At 69.5% G+C, this 20,068-nt stretch carries 25 protein-coding genes and 1 pseudogene; 14 read left to right on the forward strand and 12 right to left on the reverse strand.

Annotation, left to right across the window (positions count from 1 at the left end; all coding sequences use genetic code 11):
• Positions 1–87 precede the first annotated feature (87 nt).
• Positions 88–288, forward strand: coding sequence for a hypothetical protein (locus tag ACLQ3B_RS26120; RefSeq protein ID WP_425783336.1), 201 nt, complete (start codon positions 88–90; stop codon positions 286–288).
• A gap of 62 nt (positions 289–350) precedes the next feature.
• On the opposite strand, the gene ACLQ3B_RS26125 is transcribed toward ACLQ3B_RS26120, so the two are convergent.
• Positions 351–971: a hypothetical protein gene (locus ACLQ3B_RS26125; RefSeq protein ID WP_425783337.1), complete on the reverse strand. Its 621-nt coding sequence runs from the start codon at positions 969–971 to the stop codon at positions 351–353.
• Between the two features lie 169 nt (positions 972–1,140).
• On the opposite strand from ACLQ3B_RS26125, the gene ACLQ3B_RS26130 reads away from it, so the two are divergent.
• Positions 1,141–2,232, forward strand: a complete 1,092-nt coding sequence (locus ACLQ3B_RS26130) for a winged helix DNA-binding domain-containing protein (protein WP_425783338.1) — start codon at positions 1,141–1,143, stop codon at positions 2,230–2,232.
• Between the two features lie 98 nt (positions 2,233–2,330).
• Positions 2,331–2,474, forward strand: coding sequence for a hypothetical protein (locus ACLQ3B_RS26135; protein WP_425783339.1), 144 nt, complete (start codon positions 2,331–2,333; stop codon positions 2,472–2,474).
• Between the two features lie 28 nt (positions 2,475–2,502).
• Here ACLQ3B_RS26135 and ACLQ3B_RS26140 read toward each other — a convergent pair whose 3' ends face one another.
• The 4 genes and pseudogenes from ACLQ3B_RS26140 to ACLQ3B_RS26155 all read right to left on the reverse strand — a co-directional run bounded on the left by ACLQ3B_RS26140 (position 2,503) and on the right by ACLQ3B_RS26155 (position 4,825).
• Positions 2,503–2,946 (reverse strand): DUF5990 family protein, encoded by a 444-nt coding sequence (locus ACLQ3B_RS26140; protein ID WP_425783340.1) that lies wholly within the window; start codon positions 2,944–2,946, stop codon positions 2,503–2,505.
• Between the two features lie 14 nt (positions 2,947–2,960).
• On the reverse strand, positions 2,961–4,022 hold the full coding sequence (locus tag ACLQ3B_RS26145; protein WP_425783498.1) for a TMEM175 family protein: 1,062 nt from the start codon (positions 4,020–4,022) through the stop codon (positions 2,961–2,963).
• A 70-nt stretch (positions 4,023–4,092) separates the two neighbouring features.
• Positions 4,093–4,392, reverse strand: a pseudogene (locus ACLQ3B_RS26150) (MBL fold metallo-hydrolase); the annotation flags it as partial.
• 55 nt (positions 4,393–4,447) lie between these two features.
• Positions 4,448–4,825 carry a nuclear transport factor 2 family protein gene (locus ACLQ3B_RS26155; protein WP_425783341.1) on the reverse strand — a complete coding sequence of 126 codons (378 nt, stop codon included), beginning with the start codon at positions 4,823–4,825 and terminating at the stop codon, positions 4,448–4,450.
• 64 nt (positions 4,826–4,889) lie between these two features.
• Here ACLQ3B_RS26155 and ACLQ3B_RS26160 point away from each other — a divergent pair, with 64 nt between their 5' ends.
• Positions 4,890–5,456 (forward strand): TetR/AcrR family transcriptional regulator, encoded by a 567-nt coding sequence (locus ACLQ3B_RS26160; RefSeq protein ID WP_425783342.1) that lies wholly within the window; start codon positions 4,890–4,892, stop codon positions 5,454–5,456.
• A 32-nt stretch (positions 5,457–5,488) separates the two neighbouring features.
• On the opposite strand, the gene ACLQ3B_RS26165 is transcribed toward ACLQ3B_RS26160, so the two are convergent.
• A complete protein-coding gene (locus ACLQ3B_RS26165) occupies positions 5,489–5,959 on the reverse strand; it encodes a hypothetical protein (RefSeq protein WP_425783343.1) in 471 nt (156 codons plus the stop codon).
• 129 nt (positions 5,960–6,088) lie between these two features.
• On the opposite strand from ACLQ3B_RS26165, the gene ACLQ3B_RS26170 reads away from it, so the two are divergent.
• The 5 genes from ACLQ3B_RS26170 to ACLQ3B_RS26190 all read left to right on the forward strand — a co-directional run bounded on the left by ACLQ3B_RS26170 (position 6,089) and on the right by ACLQ3B_RS26190 (position 12,249).
• Positions 6,089–6,790, forward strand: a complete 702-nt coding sequence (locus ACLQ3B_RS26170) for a DUF4396 domain-containing protein (RefSeq protein ID WP_425783344.1) — start codon at positions 6,089–6,091, stop codon at positions 6,788–6,790.
• 183 nt (positions 6,791–6,973) lie between these two features.
• Positions 6,974–9,604 carry a rifamycin-inactivating phosphotransferase gene (gene rph, locus ACLQ3B_RS26175; protein WP_425783345.1) on the forward strand — a complete coding sequence of 877 codons (2,631 nt, stop codon included), beginning with the start codon at positions 6,974–6,976 and terminating at the stop codon, positions 9,602–9,604.
• Positions 9,605–9,631: 27 nt separating this feature from the next.
• Positions 9,632–10,570, forward strand: a complete 939-nt coding sequence (bla, locus tag ACLQ3B_RS26180) for a class A beta-lactamase (RefSeq protein WP_425783346.1) — start codon at positions 9,632–9,634, stop codon at positions 10,568–10,570.
• A 204-nt stretch (positions 10,571–10,774) separates the two neighbouring features.
• A complete protein-coding gene (locus ACLQ3B_RS26185) occupies positions 10,775–11,191 on the forward strand; it encodes a hypothetical protein (RefSeq protein WP_425783347.1) in 417 nt (138 codons plus the stop codon).
• 173 nt (positions 11,192–11,364) lie between these two features.
• Entirely contained in the window at positions 11,365–12,249 is an 885-nt protein-coding gene (locus ACLQ3B_RS26190; protein WP_425783348.1) for a S41 family peptidase, read from the forward strand.
• A gap of 98 nt (positions 12,250–12,347) precedes the next feature.
• Here the strand turns inward: ACLQ3B_RS26190 and ACLQ3B_RS26195 are convergent, their stop codons facing one another.
• The 4 genes from ACLQ3B_RS26195 to ACLQ3B_RS26210 all read right to left on the reverse strand — a co-directional run bounded on the left by ACLQ3B_RS26195 (position 12,348) and on the right by ACLQ3B_RS26210 (position 15,028).
• A complete protein-coding gene (locus tag ACLQ3B_RS26195; protein ID WP_425783349.1) occupies positions 12,348–13,607 on the reverse strand; it encodes an MFS transporter in 1,260 nt (419 codons plus the stop codon).
• Entirely contained in the window at positions 13,607–14,191 is a 585-nt protein-coding gene (locus tag ACLQ3B_RS26200; RefSeq protein ID WP_425783350.1) for a winged helix-turn-helix domain-containing protein, read from the reverse strand. The genes ACLQ3B_RS26195 and ACLQ3B_RS26200 overlap by 1 nt, the downstream gene beginning before the upstream one ends.
• A 274-nt stretch (positions 14,192–14,465) precedes the next feature.
• Positions 14,466–14,789, reverse strand: coding sequence for a hypothetical protein (locus tag ACLQ3B_RS26205; protein ID WP_425783351.1), 324 nt, complete (start codon positions 14,787–14,789; stop codon positions 14,466–14,468).
• A 53-nt stretch (positions 14,790–14,842) separates the two neighbouring features.
• On the reverse strand, positions 14,843–15,028 hold the full coding sequence (locus ACLQ3B_RS26210) for a hypothetical protein (RefSeq protein WP_425783352.1): 186 nt from the start codon (positions 15,026–15,028) through the stop codon (positions 14,843–14,845).
• Positions 15,029–15,327: 299 nt separating this feature from the next.
• Here ACLQ3B_RS26210 and ACLQ3B_RS26215 point away from each other — a divergent pair, with 299 nt between their 5' ends.
• The 4 genes from ACLQ3B_RS26215 to ACLQ3B_RS26230 all read left to right on the forward strand — a co-directional run bounded on the left by ACLQ3B_RS26215 (position 15,328) and on the right by ACLQ3B_RS26230 (position 17,105).
• On the forward strand, positions 15,328–15,771 hold the full coding sequence (locus ACLQ3B_RS26215) for a hypothetical protein (RefSeq protein WP_425783353.1): 444 nt from the start codon (positions 15,328–15,330) through the stop codon (positions 15,769–15,771).
• 265 nt (positions 15,772–16,036) lie between these two features.
• Positions 16,037–16,414: a DUF2089 domain-containing protein gene (locus ACLQ3B_RS26220; RefSeq protein ID WP_425783354.1), complete on the forward strand. Its 378-nt coding sequence runs from the start codon at positions 16,037–16,039 to the stop codon at positions 16,412–16,414.
• Complete coding sequence (locus ACLQ3B_RS26225) at positions 16,414–16,671, forward strand: hypothetical protein (protein WP_425783355.1); 258 nt, start codon at positions 16,414–16,416, stop codon at positions 16,669–16,671. The genes ACLQ3B_RS26220 and ACLQ3B_RS26225 overlap by 1 nt, the downstream gene beginning before the upstream one ends.
• 11 nt (positions 16,672–16,682) lie before the next feature.
• Positions 16,683–17,105: an SHOCT-like domain-containing protein gene (locus tag ACLQ3B_RS26230; protein ID WP_425783356.1), complete on the forward strand. Its 423-nt coding sequence runs from the start codon at positions 16,683–16,685 to the stop codon at positions 17,103–17,105.
• Between the two features lie 186 nt (positions 17,106–17,291).
• On the opposite strand, the gene ACLQ3B_RS26235 is transcribed toward ACLQ3B_RS26230, so the two are convergent.
• Positions 17,292–17,633 (reverse strand): GlsB/YeaQ/YmgE family stress response membrane protein, encoded by a 342-nt coding sequence (locus ACLQ3B_RS26235; RefSeq protein WP_425783357.1) that lies wholly within the window; start codon positions 17,631–17,633, stop codon positions 17,292–17,294.
• A gap of 159 nt (positions 17,634–17,792) precedes the next feature.
• On the opposite strand from ACLQ3B_RS26235, the gene ACLQ3B_RS26240 reads away from it, so the two are divergent.
• A complete protein-coding gene (locus ACLQ3B_RS26240) occupies positions 17,793–18,617 on the forward strand; it encodes an SDR family NAD(P)-dependent oxidoreductase (RefSeq protein WP_425783358.1) in 825 nt (274 codons plus the stop codon).
• A gap of 31 nt (positions 18,618–18,648) precedes the next feature.
• On the opposite strand, the gene ACLQ3B_RS26245 is transcribed toward ACLQ3B_RS26240, so the two are convergent.
• The gene (locus ACLQ3B_RS26245; protein ID WP_425783359.1) at positions 18,649–19,968 is read right to left on the reverse strand and encodes a hypothetical protein; all 1,320 of its coding nucleotides are present in this window, start codon (positions 19,966–19,968) and stop codon (positions 18,649–18,651) included.
• Positions 19,969–20,068 lie beyond the last annotated feature (100 nt).

Genomic DNA, 20,068 nt, shown 5'->3' on the forward strand with positions numbered 1-20,068 from the left:
CTACGCAACGGCGAGAGGCCGACCTCCGTCGAGCCCGGCACCATTGCTCGCAGTGAAGTTCCGCGTCGGTCGCGCTACCATCCGACGATGACCATCGTACTCATTGTCGGATTGTTTTCCGTGGTGGCTGGCGCGCTACTCGCGTGGCGACCCATCGGAATGGCCCGCCTGGTGGGTCATTTTGGGTTGGTCAAATACGACTCGGCAAGGGCTTCGGAATATCGGCTCACCGGAGCCGTGATGGCCGCAATCGGGCTGGTGCTGACCGCGGTGGCCCTACTTTTCTGAGGCAACGACCTCGCCCAGTCGTCCGTAACCGTGCGGGCCGAACGGATGGCGGCGCTGTCCGGTCATCCACTGACGCCCAAAGAACGTCGCCGGTCGCGGCGCGGCAACCGGGTACGGCGGTAGTAGGACCACCCGGCCAGCGGCAACGCGACAGCCCAGGCCAGCAGGAGCGGGAGACCGATCAGGACGCCGGTCGGTGTGAAGATGTCCTCCGCACTGGATTCCGGCAGGTCCGCGGCGAACTGCCAGGGCAGGGTCGCCGAGTAGCCGATCATCAGGGCGGATCCCAGCACCGTTGGCGTCAGCGGCAACCACGGTGGCACCCGGCGTCCGCGCAGCCACGGCACCCACCGGGGGAAGACCACACCCCAGCCCTGAATGAGCCCCAGCGCCAGTACGCCGCCGAGCCCGGCGAGGACGCACAGGAGGCCCAGGTAGAACGCGCCGGCCGGCAGGCCCAGGAACCCGTCGACGGGGTGATCCCCCACCCCGGGCCCGCGACCGTGGTACCACTCGCGGAACGGACCGGGGTTGGCGAACAGCGGGATGCCGAGGATCCATGGCACGTGCAGCGGGATGAACCCCAGCACCGGGGCGATCCACGCCACGTGACCGGCTCGGCGGGCCCAGGACGGCGGCGGTGGTGGGGCGGGCATGGTCTTCGTGCGTGGTGTTCGAGTCACGGCGTCGTCTCCATCAGCGGCGGGTGTTGGCACCTCTGAGATCACCGTGGCCGAACGGCGGGACGAGCGGATCGCCGCCCGGAGGGAGTCGCCTCCCCCGGCCCGGGGACCGGGGCCGGTCGAGTGGGCGTTGCGTGCCTGGCCCCACCGCCGCGCCTAGAGTGCAGGCATGGCCGATCGCCGCCAGGTGATGAACTTCCGGGTCCGAGCCCAGCAGCTCGACCGGGCCGGCGGAACGCTCGCCGACACCGCCGTCCTGGACATCGGGGTGCAGAACACCGGCCCGGACGGCGCCCGGTGGGCGCTCGCGGTGCGCGGAGTCGACGTCACGGCGCTCTCCGACACGGACGTCGTCCTGCTGTGGACCGTGCGGGGCGCGCCCCACCTCTACCGGCGGGCCGACGCCGCGAACGTGGCGGCCGCTGTCGAGCCGTTCTCCGACGCCGACGCGGGCAAGCGCATCTACGACGCCGCCAAGCCGTTGAAGGCTGCCGGCATCGACAACCTCGCGGCCCTCGACGAGATCGCCGCCCGGATGCGGGCCATCGTCACCAGGCCCACGGTGAAGGGGGACGTCTCCGGCCGCCTGGCCGCCGTGCTGCCCGAGCCGTATCTGCGGTCCTGCCGGCCGTGCGACGCCACGCACCTCTACGAGATGCCGTTCCGGCTCGCCGCCGTGCGGGCCGGGCTGGAGTTGCAGCTCGACACCTCACCCCCGGTCCTGCGGCGCGTCACCGGTTTCCGGAGAGCAGCTGCTCCGGGTGACCGCTTCGACCTCATCCGCACGTACCTGCGCCTGCTCGGCCCGGCCACCCCGAAACATGTGGCCGATTATCTCGACGCCCCAATGAAGGACGTGAAGGCGCGCTGGCCCGATGATGTGATCGAGGTGACGGTCGACGGTGAGGCGCGCTCGCTGCTGGCCGCCGACGAGGAGGCGCTGGAGTCGGCCGAGGCCAGGGGCACCCGTCTGCTCGGCCCGTTCGACCTGTTCCTGCAGGCCAAGGATCGGGCGACGCTGGCGCCGGACGCCGCCCACGCCAAGGAGCTGTGGCCGGTGTTGGGTCGCCCCGGCGCCGTCCTGGTCGACGGCGAACTCGTCGGCACCTGGCGCCCCCGCAAGTCCGGCAAGACGTTCAGGGTCGCGGTCCAGCCGTGGCACCGGCTGTCGGACGCCACGCGTACGACCATCACCGCGCAGGCCGAACACCTCGCCGCGCACCGCCGCATCCCCCTCAGCGGCGTCGACTTCGGCAGCTGAAGGGGTGGACGGGGCAGCAGCTTCGCTCGGGTCCTGGCTGGAGCCCTGGACGCCCCGGTCATCCGTGGTGGGGCCGGGCGATCCTCGGCCCGTTCACTGTGGACAGAGACCGGGCTGTCGCCTCCTTCCGGCGGTTGGCCTCGCTGGAGGTGGAAGCGTTGTGCGTCCCGCACGGCGAGCCGGTGTTGGCGGGCGCGGGCGAGGTGCTGCGGGCGACGGCTCCGGAGAATGACTGGCTGTGAGGTGGGCGGGGGCCGTTGTCGAAGACGCTCACTCCACCGTCCAGGTGACGGCGGGAGGGTGCACCCGAGCGCAGAGAGGCCCCCCGGCGGCATCGGTCAACCCGACCCGGCCGACCAGCGTCCCGTTGCCCTCGTGGGCGGCGCGCAGCAGCTCGGTCGGGACGTCGGTGAACATCAACTTCGCTCGTCGGAACATGGCAAAGCCGTCCTCGGTCACCGCGCCCCAGCTCAGGTACAGAAACCGTGCCCCGGGGCGGCCGTGCACCCAGGGGCCGCCGACATCGAGCGCCCCGTCGATCTCGCGGCTGGACACCTCGAAGGACCAGGTGGCGCTGACCGCGTCGGCCGGCACCAGATCGATCACCTCGGCCTTGCGCTGAACCCCGACGTGCACGTTGCCCAGGCGCAGCGCGTCGGCCTCCGCACCGGGACGCTGACCTGGGAAATCGCTGCCGTGGATCCGGATCCGCATGCCGCCGACTCTAGTTAGTCGGCGGTGTCGTCCTGCTCGCCGTACTCGCCTCGGATGGGCAGGTAGTAGGCGGGGAGGAAGGCGGCGATGATGGCGACGCCGGCGATCGGCACGAACGCGCCGACGAGGATGCCGGAGCCGATCCAGACCAGCGCGAGCGCGAACCGACGGGCGATGGCCCGGGCACCGAAGGGGCGAAGGCCGGGGTCCAGCAGTTTGGCGCGGCGAAGGTGGGCCCAGACGATGTTGAAGAGGGCCGCCGCCGTCCAGAGTGTGCCGCCGTAGACGACGACCGACGCGCGCAGGCCCTGCTCCGCGCGCAACGCGTCGGCGAGCAGTGACGTGGAGAACGGCAGGAACGCGATGACCATCAGGAGCAAGGTGTTGAGGAACAGGACCGCTCGGTCGACATGTCGGACGCGGTCGAACATGACGTGGTGATTGACCCACACCTGCCCGATGAGCAGGAAGCTCAGCGTGTATGCCAGGTATGAGGGCCACAGCGCACCGAGCCCTCGCAGGAGGCGCCCGAAGTCGTGGGGCGGTTGGATCTCCAGCACGAGAAGTGTCACGGCGATCGCGAAGACACCGTCGCTGAAGGCCAGCAACCGACCCGGACTACGGGTAAGCCGCGAGGTTTCCCTTTTGGGAGGCACATCGCGAATTATGCTATGCCGGCTTTCCTTATCGGCAACGCTGACGGCCGTCCTACGCAGGTAGGTCCCGGCCAACTGGCGAAGGCGTGCCCTGTCGAAGCTCTCCCCGTGGCCGGGATGGACGAGGGACACGTCGAGGTCGACGAGGAACTCCATGCTTCGCCGGTACGCGGCCACGTCGGAGTTCGGCAGATTGTCGATCAAGGCACCCTCGTAGATGATGTCGCCGGAGTACAGGATCCCGGCGCGCTCCTCCAACAGGGCGATGCTCCCCGGCGTGTGGCCGGGAAGGTGCAGCACGGTCAGCACTCGCCCGCCCAGGTCGACCCGGTCGCCGTCGTCGAGCAGTCGGGTCAGGGTCATGGGTTCGACGCGGTACGCAGCCGGGTCGTAGCCGGGATCGGGCAGGACGTCGATCATGAGCTCCGGGACGGCTTCCCCGGCAGCGTCGATGCCCAGCTTGTCGAAGAGTTCTGCGCCGTACAGGCTCGCCGGTACGCCGGCCGCCAAGATCCCGGGCTCCGGCGGGGTGGGCGGCCCGGTCACCGAACTCCGACGCCCCACCGACGTGATCCAGGTGGGCGTGGGTGAGCACGACCATCGGATCGCGCTCGAACAGGCCCGGAATCGTCTCCCGCACGGCGACGACACCGAGCCCGGCGTCGATCACGATGTCCCGATCATTGCCCCGCAACCACCAGAAGTTCGCCGACAGCAGTTCGTTGACGTGCGGCTCCGAGATCCGGATGACGTCGCCGTCCACTTCGGCCTGCGTATACCAGTCGACCATGCCCCGCGAGTGTGCCAGCGCGGCGCGTCCAGGGCCGCCTGATCGTGATCCAGGCCTATGCCTGACCGGCGGCCTGAGCGATGGCGAGGGTGTGCTGATACTCACGCCAGTGGGCCAGTTTGCCCTCCCGGGTCCGCAGCACCCCGATAAACGGCGCCGAGGCGGTCAGCCCGGTCACCGTGTGGGTGCCGACCAGTTCGTATTCGACCACGATCACCTCGGGGTCAGCGGTCTCGTGCAGGACGACGTTGCGGCAGTCGTCGAACCGGACCGGGAACATCGCTCGCTCCGCTTGCGTGTATTCAAAGACCCGTTGCTTCCCTTCAATACGTGTAGGACGGCCGGGTGCGGCGAACGGCGTCTCGATCACCACATCGTCAGCGAGCGAGTCGGCCTCGTAGGTGGGCAGGTTCGCGAGCCATCGGGCGCGCATGCTGTCGAAGATCTCGCTTGGTGTCACGTCGTCCTCCTGGATAATGAGTCATGGCTCGACTTAGATGACCAAGAATAATGAGTGGAGGCTCACTTTGGTAGAGGGGTCGCCGCTGCGTGCCGACGCGCAGCGCAACCGGGCACGCATCCTGGACGCCGCCGAGGCGGTGTTCGCCGAATTCGGCACCCGCGCCTCCACCGAAGAGGTGGCCCGAAGGGCCGGCGTTGCCATCGGCACGGTCTTTCGGCACTTCCCCACCAAGGACGACCTGCTCGCCGCGATCATGAAGCGACTGCTCGCGCAGCTCGTCGAGGAGGCCGGCAAGCATGACCTCTTCGCGTTCTTCACACACCTGGTGTCGCAGGCCGCAGCGAAGAAGACCGTCGTCGACCTGCTCGCCGGGTCCGGGGTGGACATCCGGCTTCCGGACGCGGTAGGTCACCTGGAGCAAGCAGTGGGCAGGCTGCTGGAACAGGCGCGGACCGCCGGAGCCGTCGGCGACTCGGTGGAGCTACCCGAGACGATGGCGCTCCTTGCCAGCCTGTGCCAGGGGGCCCTGCACGGTGGGTGGGACCAGCAGTTGCAAGCCCGCACGCTCGCGGTGATCTTCGCCGGCCTGAAGCGCGACTGACCGCGGCGGACGCGTCCTGGTGCGGACGAGGGCTAGGTGATCACGAAGAGGCGGCCAGCGGGGTCCACGATGGCGGCCAGCACCACGCCGGGGACAAGGGCCGGGTCGATCGCGCGGATCGTGTCCGCCTCGAAGGTGGCGAACCCCGGCCCGCTGATGCGCAGGTGGAGTTCCAGCTCGGGATTCTCTCCGGCCAGGTGGTTCGAGACCGCGAGGATCTCCGCGGTCGCGGCGACACCGGCGGCGGAGAGTCGGCGCGCGTCGCGGCGTGAGCGGCCCACCACCCGCCAGCCGAAGACGCCGAACCCGACGCCGATGATCGTCGCCAACACGCCACCGGCGAGGAGGCCCCAGAAATCCGCGGATGACCGTGGTGGGTCCAACGTCACGGCGGTGACCAACAGGACCGGTCCGGGCAGGCAGATCGCCAGGAACAAGAGCCGGGAGAGGAGCGCGCCCACCGGTCCGACGCGCGATTCCGCTTCCCGAGGGGCGCTCGTCACCCTCGCACCGTAGTGCAGCGGGCCCGGCGGGCCACTCCCCGTCCAGGCGACGGAGGGCGGGAACGCCCGATCCGCCGATCCGAACGAGTACGACGTGAAAGACTCGCCCAGCTGGCGGAAGGGGCGGGAATGCAGCCGACCTGGCTCGTGGCGCTCTCCTGGGCTTCGCTCGCGGTCGGCGCCCTGAGCAGCGCGATCGTCCTTGCCGACACCTACCTTCGCGGACACCGCCAGCCGGTCCGAGTCATGGAGATCGTCTGGCTGGTGACAGTCCTCTACATCGGCCCGGCCGCCGTACGCCTCTACTGGAACTGGGGTAGGCCCGAGGCGTTCTCCCGCCGGCGGGAGGAGGGTCAACCGCGAAGGCCCCGCCGGGGCATCGTCGTCACCCAGGTGTCCCGCTGCGGCGCCCACTGCGCTCTCGGCTTCATCGTCGCCGAGGTCGCCCTGTACGCCGTGAGATTCGACCCGGCCGAGGACCCGCTGTGGGTCGACTACGCCGGCGACTATCTGATGGCGGTGACGATCGCCGTTCTCTTCCGGTACTTCGCCGGGCCGGGTCGCAGCCTCGCAAAGATCTCACGGGCGATGTCGAGCGTCGGCAGGATCGAACTGCTGACCATCACGGCCTTCGAGCTGGCGTTGTTCGCCTGGCTGACGCTCGCGCATCGCATGGTCTTTCCGGGGCCACCCCTGCGACCCGACAGCCCGACGTTCTGGTTCGCCGGCCAGCTCGGGCTGATAGCCGGCTTCGTCGCGGCCTGGCCCACCGCCTCCTGGCAGCTCGGCCGAGGGTTGAGCATCGAGCCGCGCCGACTCTCCGACGACTGACCGGACCCGATCGCCGGCCCCGCCAACCCCGACAAAGAACAAGCGGCAAGGAGATCACCCTCCCTGCCACTTCTAACGTATACCGCACTGGGGGGCTTGCGGCAAGACCCCGGTCGTGGCGCAGAATCGGCGGCCGGACCAGCACAAACGAGGTAACGGGGGCGCGACGTGGGTGTGGTGTCGATGGACGAGGACCGCGGCGACCGGGTACCGCTGTTGGATCTTCGAGAGGTCGACGAGTCGCAGGTGTCGGTCGTCGGCGGCAAGGCCGCGCACCTGGGCGCGCTGTCCCGGATCGACGGCATCCGGGTGCCGGCCGGATTCTGCGTGACGACGGCCGCCTTCCGGCAGGTTCTGGCGCAGACGCCGTCGATCGATGATCGGCTCGATCAGCTGTCGCGCCTGAGCCCGGATGACCGGGAGGCGATCCGCACGCTCAGCGCGCAGATCCGCCACAGCGTCGAGGAGACCCCGATTCCGGACGACCTGGCGGCCGCGATCACCGACGCGCTCGCCCGGCTCGGCGAGCGGGCCGCCTACGCCGTGCGGTCCAGCGCGACGGCGGAGGACACGCCCACGGCGTCCTTCGCCGGCCAGCAGGACACGTACCTGAACGTGGTGGGGCCGGAGACGATCCGGCGGCACGTCAGCCGGTGCTGGGCGTCGCTGTTCACCGAGCGGGCCGTCATCTACCGCCTGCGCAACGGCATCGGCCACCGCACCGTCCAGATGGCTGTCGTCGTACAGCGGATGGTCTTTCCGGACGCGGCCGGCATCCTGTTCACGGCCGACCCGATGACGGGCAACCGGAAGGTCGCGACCGTGGAGGCCAGCTTCGGCCTCGGCGAAGCCCTGGTGTCCGGCCTGGTGAACCCGGACATCTACCGGATGCGCGACGGGGAGGTCGTCGCCGGGACCGTCGCCGCCAAGCAGCGCGCCGTCGTTGCCGTGCCGGGCGGCGGGACGCGGGAGGCGGCGATCGAGGAGCAGCGGCAGGAGCAGCCGGCGCTGACGCAGGCGCAGGTCGTGCGACTCGTACGGCTCGGGCGACGGATCGCGGCGCAGTTCGGCCGACCGCAGGACATCGAGTGGTGCCTGGTCGACGACGACTTCCAGATCGTGCAGAGCCGGCCGATCACCACGCTGTTCCCCGTCCCGGCGGCCGACGACCAGGAGAACCACGTCTACCTCTCGGTCGGTCACCAGCAGATGATGACCGACGCCATGCGGCCGCTGGGGCTCTCCATGTGGCAGTTGACGGCGATGACCCCGATGCGGGAGGCCGGCGGGAGGCTGTTCGTCGATGCCACCCGGCTGCTGGCCTCGCCAGCGGGCCGCGCCGGCTTCCTGAAGATGGCGGGCAGGTCCGATCCGCTGATGGGGGACGCGTTGGAGACCCTGCTCGACCGCGGGGACTTCGTTCCGACGCTCCCGGACGCGGGCGGCCCGGCCACGCCGACGACCGGCGGCGCGTCCACCTCGATCGAGACCGACCCGGCCATCGTGACCGAGTTGATCCGGCGCAGCGAGGCGTCCATCGCCGCCCTGCGGCGCGACATCGCGACGGTCACCGGTACGGCGCTGTTCGACTTCCTGCTGGAGGCATTCCAGGAGCACAAGCGCGTCCTCGGTGAGCCGCTGAACATGCAGGCGATCATGGCTGGCATGGAGGCCACCTGGTGGCTCAACGACCAGCTGAACGAGTGGCTGGGCGAGAAGAACGCCGCGGACACCCTCACCCTGTCCGCCCCCGGCAACGTCACCTCGGAGATGGGACTGGCACTGCTCGACGTCGCCGACGTGATCCGTCCGCATCCGGAGGTGGTGGCGCTCCTCCAGGACGTCGCGCACGACGGCGTCACGCACGACGACTTCCTCGACGAGTTGCCGAAGGTCGCGGGCGGGGCCGAGGCGCGCGCCGCGATCGAGGCGTACCTCGACCGGTACGGCATGCGCTGCGTCGGCGAGATCGACATCACCAGGCCACGGTGGAGCGAACGCCCCGGCACGCTCGTGCCCGTGCTCCTCGACAACGTCAAGCTCTTCGAGCCGGGCGCGGCCAGGCGGCGCTTCCAGCAGGGACAGCAGCAGGCGCAGCAGAGGGCGCAGGAGGTGTTGACGCGCCTGCGGGCGCTCCCGGACGGGGAGCAGAAGGCCGACGAGACCGCGCGGATGATCGACCGGGTGCGGACCTTCACCGGCTATCGGGAGTACCCGAAGTACGGCATCATCGTCCGCTACTTCATCTACAAGCAGGCCCTGCTGGCGGAGGCCGAGCGCCTGGTGCGGGCCGGCGTGCTCGCCGAGAGGGACGACGTCTTCTACCTCACGTTCCAGGAGTTCCACGAGGTCGTGCGCTCACACCGGGTGGACGACGAGCTGATCCGGCAGCGCCGGGACGCGTTCCGGTCGTACCAGGCGCTCACCCCGCCCCGGGTGCTGACCTCGGACGGTGAGGCCATCACCGGGGCGTACCGACGCGACGACGTGCCGGCCGGCGCCCTGGCCGGTGTGCCGGTGTCCGCCGGGACTGTCGAAGGACGCGCCCGCGTCATCCTGGACATGGCGCAGGCCGACCTCGAAGCCGGTGACATTCTCGTCACCGCGCACACGGACCCCAGCTGGACGCCCCTGTTCGTCGGCATCGCCGGCCTGGTGACGGAGGTCGGCGGAACCATGACGCACGGCGCGGTGATCGCGAGGGAGTATGGCCTGCCGGCCGTCGTCAGCGTGCTGGACGCCACCCGGCTGATCCGCGACGGGCAGCGGATCCGCGTGCACGGCAGCGACGGGTACATCGAGATCCTGCCCTGACCGACGGCACTCTCGAAAGGAGCGACGATGGCGGTCTCTGTCCGACGCCTGGCGACCATTGTGGTCACGGTGTCGATTCTGGTGTGGTCGGCGGGGTGCGGTGGCGGCGACGCGACCGAGGCGCGGGCCACGCCGAGCCCGGAGGTGACGCCGAGCCCCGAGGCGACGCTCGCCCCGACGACGGCCGCCGATCAGGAGTTCCGGCGGCTGGAGGAGCAGTTCGGGGCACGGTTGGGGATCTACGCCGTCGACACGGGCACCGGCCGCACGGTGGAGCACCGGGCCGACGAGCGGTTCGCGTACGCCTCGACCTGGAAGGCCCTCGCTGCCGCCGAGGTGCTCGACGGCACCACCGACGCCCAGCTGGATCGGGTGGTGCGGTACTCGACGCGGGACCTGGTGGCGCACTCCCCCGTCACCGAGAAGCACGTCGGCGAGGGCATGAGCCTGCGCGCCCTCGCCGACGCCGCCCTGCGCTACAGCGACAACACGGCCGGCAACCTGCTGCTGCGTCACCTCGGCGGACCGGCGGGGTTCGAGTCGAAACTGCGCGCGCTCGGCGACACGGTCACCGAGGCCGCCCGCTCCGAGACCGCGCTGAACGAGGGAACACCTGGCGACAAGCGGGACACCAGCACGGCGCGGGCCCTGGCCGGCGACCTCCGGGCGTACACCCTGGGGGTTGCTCTGGAACCGGCGGACCGTGACGTGCTGAGCGGCTGGCTGCGCGGCAACACCACAGGCGCGGCGCTGGTCCGCGCCGGGGTGCCGGGCGGCTGGGTGGTCGGTGACAAGACCGGGACCGGCGGGTACGGCACCCGCAACGACATCGCCGTGATCTGGCCGCCCGACCGCGCCCCGATCGTGCTCGCGGTGCTGTCCAGTCGGGACAGGAAGGACGCCATCCCCGACGACGCCCTCATCGCCCAGGCCACCCGGGTGGTCGTCGCCCAGCTGCGAGCATGAGTCGGTCAGGTAGCGGCGCGGCGAGCGGCCCGATGATCAGCACGCTCCATCTGCCGGAGCCGTCGCGGCGCTGAGGAAGCGGCGCCGCACTCACCCCGACCAGTTTCGTGAAATCGGGGTGTCCTTAGCGCCGGGACACCCCGACTTCCGCGAACGCGAGTGGACCGCCAGGTCGTGCGGCCTATGGCACCGTAACCCCAGAGGTTGTCCGGCGGTGGCATCATCGTTGTGATGAACGTTCGTCGCTTGGCAGCCATCGACATGTACGGCAGCCGAGGAACCACCCGTCGACGGCGGATCATTTTGGCCGAGTTCCTCGTCGGCGTGGTTCTCATGGTGACGTGGGGCATCTGGCTGCTGTCGTCATCGAACGGCCTCGGCACCCGAGCGTTCGGCCTGTGGCTGACCGGCGCGGGTCTCAACTACGCACCGCTGTCCATCTACGCGATCGCGCTGACGCGGCGCGGCGCCCTCGATGCCGAACTGGCCGGTGTCGACACCGACGGGGAACTGCGCCGGTACACAGTGCTTCAGCTCTGGGTCTTCGTGCCGCTGTCGCTCGTCGTTTTCACCATCCGCGACATACTCGCCCGGCGCAGGGCTCGAACGACAGCTCCTTGACCACGTGACGAGCCGGTTCGACGTGCCCTGCCCGATCAGCACGCGGCCCGGACGACCTATCACGAGGCTGACCGCGATCTCCTGCCCATTCGGCAGGTGGGAGCCCCGCGCTCCTGAGTCGCTGCGCGAAACTCGGTGGTCATGAGGCTGATTGCGGTCTACCGTGGCCCGCCGTGCTCTCAAACGAACAGATAGTCGGACAGGCCCTGGACCGGATCGAGGCGGGCTACGTCTTTCCCGAGAAGGTCGCGGACATCGACGCCGCGATCCGACGCCGGCTCGCCGCCGGCGAGTACGACGACCTGGACGGGCCGGTGCTCTGCGAGACGGTGACCGCCCACCTTCAGCAGGCGTGCCCGGACAAGCATCTGCGGCTGCTGTGGTCGGACAAGCCACAGTCGCTGGATCCAGCGGACGAGGACGGGGGGCGGGCCGCGTTCCTCGCGCTGCTCAGGACGGAGAACCAGGGGGTCCGCCGGGTCGAGCACCTGGACGGCAACGTCGGGCTCATCGACGTGCGGCGCATCGCGTACGCCGACGAAGGCGCCGCCGCGATCGGCGCGGCCATGCAACTGGTCGCCCTCAGCTCCGCGCTCATCCTGGACCTGCGCGCGTGCTCCGGCGGAGCACCGGAGGGAGCCGCGATGTGGTGCAGCTACTTCTTCCGCGACGACCAGGTGCACCTCAACGACTTCTACGAGCGGTCCACCGGCGCCACCCGCCAGTTCTGGACGACCGCGCACCTGCCCGCGCCGCGCTACGCGGACCGCCCGGTCCACGTGCTCACCAGCGCGATGACGTTCTCCGGGGGCGAGGACGTGGCGTACACCCTCCAGGCGCACGGCCGGGCCGTCGTCGTCGGTGAGACGACACGCGGCGGCGCGCATCCGACGGCCCGCCACCCGGTCACCGAACACATCCTCGTGACCGTACCGACCGCCCGGACCATCAACAGCGTCACCGGCACCAACTGGGAAGGCGTCGGAGTGGTCCCCGACGTACCCGTCCCGGCAGACCAGGCACTCGACACGGCACTCAAGACCATCTCGGGCGCATAGGCGCGGCTGCGTCGGCGGCCGTCGCTGGGCCGCCGGCGACAGCAGCGGGATCGAGTAAGCCACGCACTACTCTTCCGCCAAACCGCCGCGAGCATGGTCTACCCGACGTCGACGGTGGCGCGCTGCCGTACGGCCCGGCGGTGCTGCTGCCGGACAGTGCGCAGGCCAAAGTAGGCGACCGCGCCGGAAGCCAGGTACAGCAGGGCCTGCACGTTGAGCACCAGTACGACGCTGAGCACGTCGCCGAGCAGACCGGCAGCCGCCATGCCCAGCCCCTGAGAGGCGTTGAAGATCGCGTAGTAGATGCCGAAGGCCCGGCCCAACTCGGTGTCGGGCACGCTCTGTTGGATCTGCGCGAAAGCTCCGCTGGCGTACGCGATGCCCGGCGCACCGACCAGGATGAACAACCCGATGTACCACTCGGGTTGACGGGTGACCGCCGGTGCGTTCCAGATGACCAGGCTGATCAGGGCGAAGGTGGTCGCCCCGAGGCTCATCAGCAGCCGGGGGCGGAGCCGGGCGCCCAGCATGCCGACGATGAGCCCACCTGCCACCCCGCCGATCGCCTGAACGCCGCGCAGCACACCGGTGAGGGTGCCGTCGGCATGCAGCGCGCGGCTGACGAAGACCACGAAGAGCACCACGAACAGGCCCTGCGCGATGCCGCCCAGCGCCACACTCACGATCGTCATCCGCACGGCGCGGTTGCGCACCGTGGCCGTGAGGCCGTGTCGCCAGGCGGTGAAGAACGACGATGTACGCCCCAGGGTCGTCGGCTCGGCGGCCCCGTGGTGGGCAGCCCGACGGCCGGCGGTGATCAGGGCTGCCGTGACCACGAAGGCCACTGTGGCGCCGACGGCCAGGTAGCGGGTGCCGTCGCGGGTGATGGCGAAGCCGCCCAGCGAACCTCCGATGAGGCGTCCCACACTCATGTTGAGCGCTATCACGCTGTTGGCGCGCACCAGTTGCGCGGGCTCGACGAGGCGTGGCAGCGCGGCGTTGCGGGCGGAGTCGAACGTCTGGGTCAGCACCGCCTGGGCCCCGGCGACCAGGGAGATGATCCACAGGTGGTGGTCGGGTTGACCGAGCAGGGGGATCACCACGGCGGCCTGCAATGTGGCGACGCAGCCCATGAGCCGGAACCGGTCGAAACGATCGGCGAGAGCACCGGCGAACGATCCCAGCGTGATGCCGCACAGCAGCTCGACGAGGAAGACGGCGGAGGTGGTGAGCGCCGAGCCGGTCACCCCGAACACGTAGATCGGCAGCCCGGTGAGCAGCAGCCAGCTCGCCACACTGGAGAAGAGCCCGGCAGCCCAGATCAGGACGAATCCGCGGTGTCGCAGCAGGGTCGACATCAGAGGAACTCCGGCGTGGGGTACGCCTGAAGGTTGAGGCTGACGGGCCGGGCGTCGCTCGGGGGCGCGGTGCGCAACGGGCGCAGGTACGGCCGGATGACGGCGTCCAGGGTCAGGGCGAGGTGCCGCAGTTCCTCCGGGGTGAGCGAGAGCGTGTAGCTGTGGAAGGTGGCGCTCTCCCGCCACTCGTCGGTGAGTTTGTGCTGCTCATGCTGGTAGCGCTGCAACGATCGGAACACCTCGTCGAGTTCCAGGGCGGTCAGCGCGTCGGTGATCTGCTGCCCCTCGGGATCATCGGGGTCCGGGAGGAGTTCGAGCCCGGTGGCGGCGGCACGCCACGGTCGGTCACGCCGGTTGGCCCCCTCGGCGGGGACCCGCTCGATGAGGCCGTGCCGGGCCAGTTGACGCAGGTGGTAGCTGCAGTTCGATCCGGTGTCGTCCAGGGCGTCGGCGCACTGCGCGGCGGTTCTCGGGCCAGCGGCCAGTAGGTAGCGCAGCAGCCGCAGGCGCAACGGGTGCGCGAGTGCGCGCAGCGTGGTGGCGTCCTGGACGCGCACCCGGCGTTCTGGCTCGTTCTGCTCCATCAGCACCCCTTAGCGAAAGATTCCTTTCGTTTATACGCTCTGACGGTCCGTTTTCGCAATAAGCCTTTCGCATCTGGCCGGCCCAGCTGTGGCCTCCGTTCCGCCTGTCCGGCGGCGGCGAAGATCGACTCGGGTTTCTTGAAGGCGCGGCGTCCAAGGCCGGGTGACCGCCCGGCTTTCAGGAACGCGAGTGGATCGTCGGGTCGTGATGCTGGTGCCGCCGGACCCCCGCCGGCGTCGACACCGACCGGGAGCTACGCCGGTACACAGTGCTTCAGCTCTGGGTGCTCGTGCCGCTCTCGCTCGTCGTTCTCGCCATCCGCGACGCACTCGCCCGTAAACCCTGGTAGGCCCGCCAACAGCCCCACCCGAACGCGGCGAAGCAGGCGATCCGCACCACCAGCAGGATCGGCAGGCCCATCCGGCCCCGATCAACGAGCCAGTCGTGCAGACCCCAGAAGAGGGCGGTGAACACGATCGCCGCAACCACCGCGACGGCCAAACCGGTCAGCACCTGCGCCCAGCGGCGGCTCGGCAGGACCTGAGTCGAGTCACGGTCGCCGTCGAACCGGCGCCCCTCGTCATCGACCCCCATCATGCCCGGCAGCCTAGCCGTCCCCGGCGAGGGCTGCCCCGCTGGCGAACCGCGTGTCAGCTGGGCGGTGCCGGACACTCCAGGACAGCTGTCGAGTTTCCGGCGAACAGCCTCAGGTGCGGGCGTCCGGAGAAGATCCGAACCGCCTCGTCGTGCGAGCCCGCTTCTACGATGGCGTAGGCGATCAGGGCGTCGGTCACGTCCTCGACACCTCCCGCCGTGAGCAGCTTCTTGGCGTTCAAGGGAGCACCGGGGTCGACGATGGCCTTCTCGTTGGCCTACGCCCAGGACGCCCACGCGTTCATGAACTCGGCCTGCTGCTGCTCGGTGAGTTGGGCCTTGTCGACCTCGTCAGCCGCGCCGTTGAAGAGCGCCAGGAACCCACCCATCCCGGCACCTTGGTGGGCGGCCCGCGCAGGCAGCCGAGTCACAATCACGACCCCGGCCGAAATACCAGGTCGTTGACACCTGGACAGAGGGGGTACTTTCCGTCACAGCCGAAGCACCCCCTGCTTTCGTACCCATCGGGCATCGTGGATGCATGAAGCTACGCATGCTCCTGATCGCGGCCTTCGCGGCCCTCATCGCCACGCTGGCGGTGCCGTCGGCCGCCACCGCGGGCCCGGCCGACCAACCGGTCGTCAGCGTCGCGGCGCAACCGGCCAACCCGGCCAACGCGACTGCGGCCGACAACCCGTACGCCGCCATCAGCGGCGTCTCGTCCCAGGCTGTCGGCGCCTGCCCGTACGGCGCCACCTGCGTCTACACCGACACCTACTTCAGCGGACGCATGTTCGTGCTGTACCAGTGTCGGTGGTACACGCTCACCAACTGGAACGGCTGGGGTTCCATCTACAACAACCAGACCTGGGGTGCCTGGGCCGACATCATGGACCAGAACGGCAACCCGATCCGCGGCTTCAGCTCCGGGGTAGCCTGGGAAGCCGTCGACTTCTCGCCGGTCTGGTACATCCGGATGTGCTGATCCGCTTGCCGTGGACGGGAGTCGGGGTTGCCCGCTCCCGCCCGCTGGGCGCCCGGCAAGCAACACCCTTCGACCGCGGCGGGACCTCTTCGGGTCCCGCCGCGGTTGCGCGCACCCGGCCGGCGGCGCGATCGACTCAGGCTTCTTGCAACCGGCCCGCCCGAGGGGCGGGCGCATAATCACCGTCATCAACCATGAGTATGGACTTAAGAAAGTTAAGGTCTGCTTCTTGGATGTTGAGGATTCTTAATATACAACTTTAGGTATGACAGAACAGGCGATGGACTGGCAGGACCTGACCAGCCTGACGCGAGGGCAGCCCTTCGTCGTCGAGCGGGTGCGCCTGGCGAGCAACGGCGTCGCGATCGAGGGCGAGTTCGAGCCACCGCAACTGGCTCAGCTCACCGTCGATGATCAGGTTTTCGTCACGGCGTTCGTGCGCTGCCACGGTTCGATCAAGGAGATGGAACGCATCTTCGGGGTGAGCTACCCGACGATCAAGTCACGGCTCAACCGGATCACGCAGCAGCTCGACTTCGTCGAGACCGACCCTGCGCCCTCGCGAGCCGACATCGTCGACCGGTTGCGCCGCGGTGAGATCACCGCACAGCAGGCGTTGGCCGAGCTGGACGGCCGGACGTGATGCCCCAGTTGGTGACCGTCAAGGTCGACCGCCCGGACCGCCGGCCCATCCGCGTCTGGGTTCCGGTGCTCCCCGTGGCGCTCGTGCTCTTCCCGGTCGTGGTCCTGGTCGTGCTGGCGGCGATCGTGGCCTGCGTCGTGTTCCGCATCGGTGTGGTGCGGGCCCTCGGCACCACCTGGCGTGTCATCTCGGCGCTGTCCGGCGCCCGCTTCGACATCGAGCAGGGCCGCACGGCCGTGCTCGTGGCCATCCGATAGGAGAGGTTCGCATGACCGAACAACGCAAGGACATCCTCGACATGCTGGCCGCCGGCAAGATCACCGCCGAGGAGGCGGAGCAGCTCATCGCCGCACTCGAACGGGACCAGGCACCGGCCGCGGCGAGTCACGACGCCCGACCGAAGGGCAAGGTGAAGTACCTGCGGGTGGTGGTGGACGCCACCGACAACGGCGAGCCGTCGCGGGTCAACGTGCGGGTGCCACTGCAACTGCTGCGAGCTGGCGTACGGCTGGCGGCGCTGATCCCGCCGCAGGCCCTGGTCAAGGCCAACGCCTCACTCAGCGACTCGGGCGTGCCGATCGACCTGACGCAGCTCAAGCCCGAGCAGTTGGAAGCGCTCGTGGAGCACCTCGACGAGGTGACCGTGGAGGTGGATTCACCCGATGCGACCGTGCGGGTCTTCTGCGAGTAGCCGCCGTCCGCGAGGACGGCCTGACGTACATCGAGCCGGACGTCTGCGGGGTCGACGCTTCCGGCGGTGTCACCCACCGTCGCCTGCAACTGCTCGACGGCACCGGCCCCCGCGGTCCCCCACCGGCCATGGCCCGGGAGATCCTGGCCAGGCTGGGCACCTGACGTGCTCTGTTGCTGAGATTCTTCAGCCCTTGGCCTGACTGCGACGGGCCCGCCGACGGGGCTTGTCGTCGCCGCCGGCAAGCCGGGTGAAGGTGAGCATGTTCGCCAGGGCCACGGCGACGATCGCGAGGCCGACCTGGATCGCGAGCACCACCCAGTCCCAGCGCAGCACCCGCACCTCCACGTTGGCCCCGTCGTCGACATCGAGCGCCCTGGCGACCACCGTGCCCAGCACCGCCGAGCCGACGCCGATGACGAACGTGGCGAAGAAGCCGATCCGCTGCCTCCCCGGCAGAATGAGCCGGCCGAGCAGGCCGACGAGAGCACCGACGAGCACCGCGCCGAGATAGCCAGATACCAGCATTGCGTCTCTCCCCTCCAGCAGTGCCCAGGTACATGCCCGGATCTCACGTTCCCGGAAACCCGCCCCGACCGTCGGCCCGACCCGGCTGGATGAGCGGGTGCCGCCTCGCGCCGATTGTCGGGGCATCCGGACGCCTGGTGCTCCTGGCATTCTGGGTGCGTGATTGACCTTGCGGGACAGGTGGTCCTTGTTACCGGTGCGGGACGTGGTTTGGGCGAGTCTTACGCTCGGCTGCTGGCGGCCAGAGGCGCGCACGTCGCCGTGCACGATGCGGGAGTTGACCGCGACGGCAGCGGCAACGATCCTGCGCACGCCCATGCTGTCGCCGGTGAGATAGCCGACGCCGGGGGGCGCGCGTCCGTGCACGTGCAGAACCTGGCGACGCGTCACGGCTGTGCGGAACTGATAGCTGAAGTCCTCGCCGAGCACGGACGCATCGATGCGCTGGTCCACAACGCGGGCATTGTCCGTTACCACGGCATCGGCGACGCAACTGCGGACGAGTACGACACGACCATGGCGATCAACGCCCACGCGGCATGGTGGCTCTGCTCGGCGGTGTGGCCGCTGATGCGGACCCAGCGCTACGGCCGAATCGTGCTGACCACGTCGGACTTCGGACTACGCACCATCGACGGCGCCGACGTCGCCGCGTACAGCGTCAGCAAGGCCTCACAGTTCGGCCTCATGAACGCCCTCGCCGGTGAAGGCCGAACACACGGGATCCTGGTGAACGCGATCTGCCCGGTGGCTGCCACCCGCATCTTCCGTCGAACCGTGCAACCGCAGGAACTCACGCCCGCGTCGGTGGCCCCGGGCGTCGCCGTGCTCGTTTCCCGCGACTGTCCCTTCACGGGACAAGTCCTCAGGGCCGCCGGTGGCGAGTGGAGGATCTACCAGGTCACCGCAGTGCGGCAAGCCGACCTCGGCCGCGATGCCTCACCGGAAGACCTGCTGGCATGGGCGACCCACCCCACCGGTTGAGCAGATTGGCCGAGAACGAGAGCCCACTCGGTCAGCAGTTGCGCAGGCAGCGTACGAAAAGGTGTTCGTGACCGTCGCCCGGGTCGACGCCCAGGTCCGTCGCCCTGGAGCTGAAGACGATCCGGCTGCCGTTGAGGGAGGGGATGGCGCTGGAACTGTCGCCGTTGCCGGTCGCGCCAGCGGGGGTGGTGCTGACCGCCGTCGTCCGACCGGTGGTGAGGTCCCGCAGGAAGACGTCGCTGCCCATGCCGTTGCTGTCGCGGGGGGCGAGGTCCGATGCCGACGAGTAGAAGGACACGTAACGCCCGCCCGCGGCCAGCCGACCGGAGGTGCTGTGGCTGTTGCCCGCGCCCGCGCTCCCGCGGCTGGCGCTGACCAGCACTGTGGTGTCGGCGATCAGGTCGCGGACGTAGACGTCGAGCATCGTGTTCGTGTCGGCAGCCACGTACGGCTCGTACGACTCCCAGGACACCTTGGTGCCGTCCCTGCTGATGCTCGGGTTTGCCGCGCCGAGGAATCCGCTCTCGGCGGCCGGCAGGTTGGCCCGGACCGTCGCGCCGGATGAGAAGTCGTGGACGAAGATGCCTGAACCCGTTCCGCCGTCGCCGATCCAGTTGCCCGACGCGCTGAACGCCACTCGCCGCCCGCTGCCCGAGATGACCGCCTCGAACACCGTGAGGTCCGCGCCGCCGTCGGCCTGCTGACTGACCCGTGTGGTCGTGCCGAGCTGCAAGTCGTGCACGTACGCCACCTGCCCGTAGAGCCAGAGGCCCTGGTCGTCCAGGTCGCCGCTGTACGAGGTGACGATGAAGGTGGTGTAGCGGCCGTTGTCGGAGATCGTGGCACCGCTGCTGCTGCCCCGAATCTGCCGCCCGCCCGCGAACGCGCTGGCCAGAGTGGTGACCCCGGTCTGGCGGTCGTGCACGAAGACGTCACGTTCGTTGTTGGTGTCGCCGGCCACGAGGTTCGACGCGTACGACGTGAAGGCCACGTACCGGCCGTTGCCGGAGATCGCCGCGGTGTACGTGGCCCCGTCGTTGGCCGGCTGCCCGCCCAGGCCGGCGCTGACCAGGGTGGTGGTGCCGGTCTCCGTGTCACGAACGAAGATGTCCGTGTTCTCGTTCGAGTCGCCCGGGACGAGGTTGTCCGAGGTGGAGGCGAAGGCGACGTACCGGCCGTCGTCGGAGATGTCCGAGCCGCCGACCCCGCCGTTGCCGAGCGTGCCGTCGGTTGCCGCATCGACCACGGCGATCGCACCCGGCTCAGCCGCGAAGGCGGGCACAGGCATCAGGAGCAGTGTGGACATGCCGGTGACCGCCACGAGGGTACGTACCCTCAAAAAGCTACGCATGGCCGCAGAGCCTAGCGAGTCGGGGCCGCCGATGACATCCCGTGGCGACATCGACCGTTCGACGATGCGTGCGGCCCGGTTGCCGGTCAGGGCAGTGCGC

It is taken from the genome of Micromonospora sp. DT53, from assembly GCF_049841535.1.
Taxonomy (GTDB): Bacteria; Actinomycetota; Actinomycetes; order Mycobacteriales; family Micromonosporaceae; genus Micromonospora.

What these genes read in the sequence shown, in the direction of transcription:
- ACLQ3B_RS26120 (WP_425783336.1), top strand. Translation starts at nt 88, where the DNA reads ATGACCATCGTACTCATTGTCGGATTGTTTTCCGTGGTGGCTGGCGCG.
- ACLQ3B_RS26130 (WP_425783338.1), top strand. Translation starts at nt 1,141, where the DNA reads ATGGCCGATCGCCGCCAGGTGATGAACTTCCGGGTCCGAGCCCAGCAG.
- ACLQ3B_RS26140 (WP_425783340.1), bottom strand. Translation starts at nt 2,946, where the DNA reads ATGCGGATCCGGATCCACGGCAGCGATTTCCCAGGTCAGCGTCCCGGT.
- ACLQ3B_RS26145 (WP_425783498.1), bottom strand. Translation starts at nt 4,022, where the DNA reads ATGATCGACGTCCTGCCCGATCCCGGCTACGACCCGGCTGCGTACCGC.
- ACLQ3B_RS26155 (WP_425783341.1), bottom strand. Translation starts at nt 4,825, where the DNA reads ATGCGCGCCCGATGGCTCGCGAACCTGCCCACCTACGAGGCCGACTCG.
- ACLQ3B_RS26160 (WP_425783342.1), top strand. Translation starts at nt 4,890, where the DNA reads ATGACCAAGAATAATGAGTGGAGGCTCACTTTGGTAGAGGGGTCGCCG.
- ACLQ3B_RS26170 (WP_425783344.1), top strand. Translation starts at nt 6,089, where the DNA reads ATGCAGCCGACCTGGCTCGTGGCGCTCTCCTGGGCTTCGCTCGCGGTC.
- rph (WP_425783345.1), top strand. Translation starts at nt 6,974, where the DNA reads ATGGACGAGGACCGCGGCGACCGGGTACCGCTGTTGGATCTTCGAGAG.
- bla (WP_425783346.1), top strand. Translation starts at nt 9,632, where the DNA reads ATGGCGGTCTCTGTCCGACGCCTGGCGACCATTGTGGTCACGGTGTCG.
- ACLQ3B_RS26195 (WP_425783349.1), bottom strand. Translation starts at nt 13,607, where the DNA reads ATGTCGACCCTGCTGCGACACCGCGGATTCGTCCTGATCTGGGCTGCC.
- ACLQ3B_RS26200 (WP_425783350.1), bottom strand. Translation starts at nt 14,191, where the DNA reads ATGGAGCAGAACGAGCCAGAACGCCGGGTGCGCGTCCAGGACGCCACC.
- ACLQ3B_RS26205 (WP_425783351.1), bottom strand. Translation starts at nt 14,789, where the DNA reads ATGATGGGGGTCGATGACGAGGGGCGCCGGTTCGACGGCGACCGTGAC.
- ACLQ3B_RS26215 (WP_425783353.1), top strand. Translation starts at nt 15,328, where the DNA reads ATGAAGCTACGCATGCTCCTGATCGCGGCCTTCGCGGCCCTCATCGCC.
- ACLQ3B_RS26220 (WP_425783354.1), top strand. Translation starts at nt 16,037, where the DNA reads ATGACAGAACAGGCGATGGACTGGCAGGACCTGACCAGCCTGACGCGA.
- ACLQ3B_RS26225 (WP_425783355.1), top strand. Translation starts at nt 16,414, where the DNA reads ATGCCCCAGTTGGTGACCGTCAAGGTCGACCGCCCGGACCGCCGGCCC.
- ACLQ3B_RS26230 (WP_425783356.1), top strand. Translation starts at nt 16,683, where the DNA reads ATGACCGAACAACGCAAGGACATCCTCGACATGCTGGCCGCCGGCAAG.
- ACLQ3B_RS26235 (WP_425783357.1), bottom strand. Translation starts at nt 17,633, where the DNA reads ATGCTGGTATCTGGCTATCTCGGCGCGGTGCTCGTCGGTGCTCTCGTC.
- ACLQ3B_RS26245 (WP_425783359.1), bottom strand. Translation starts at nt 19,968, where the DNA reads ATGCGTAGCTTTTTGAGGGTACGTACCCTCGTGGCGGTCACCGGCATG.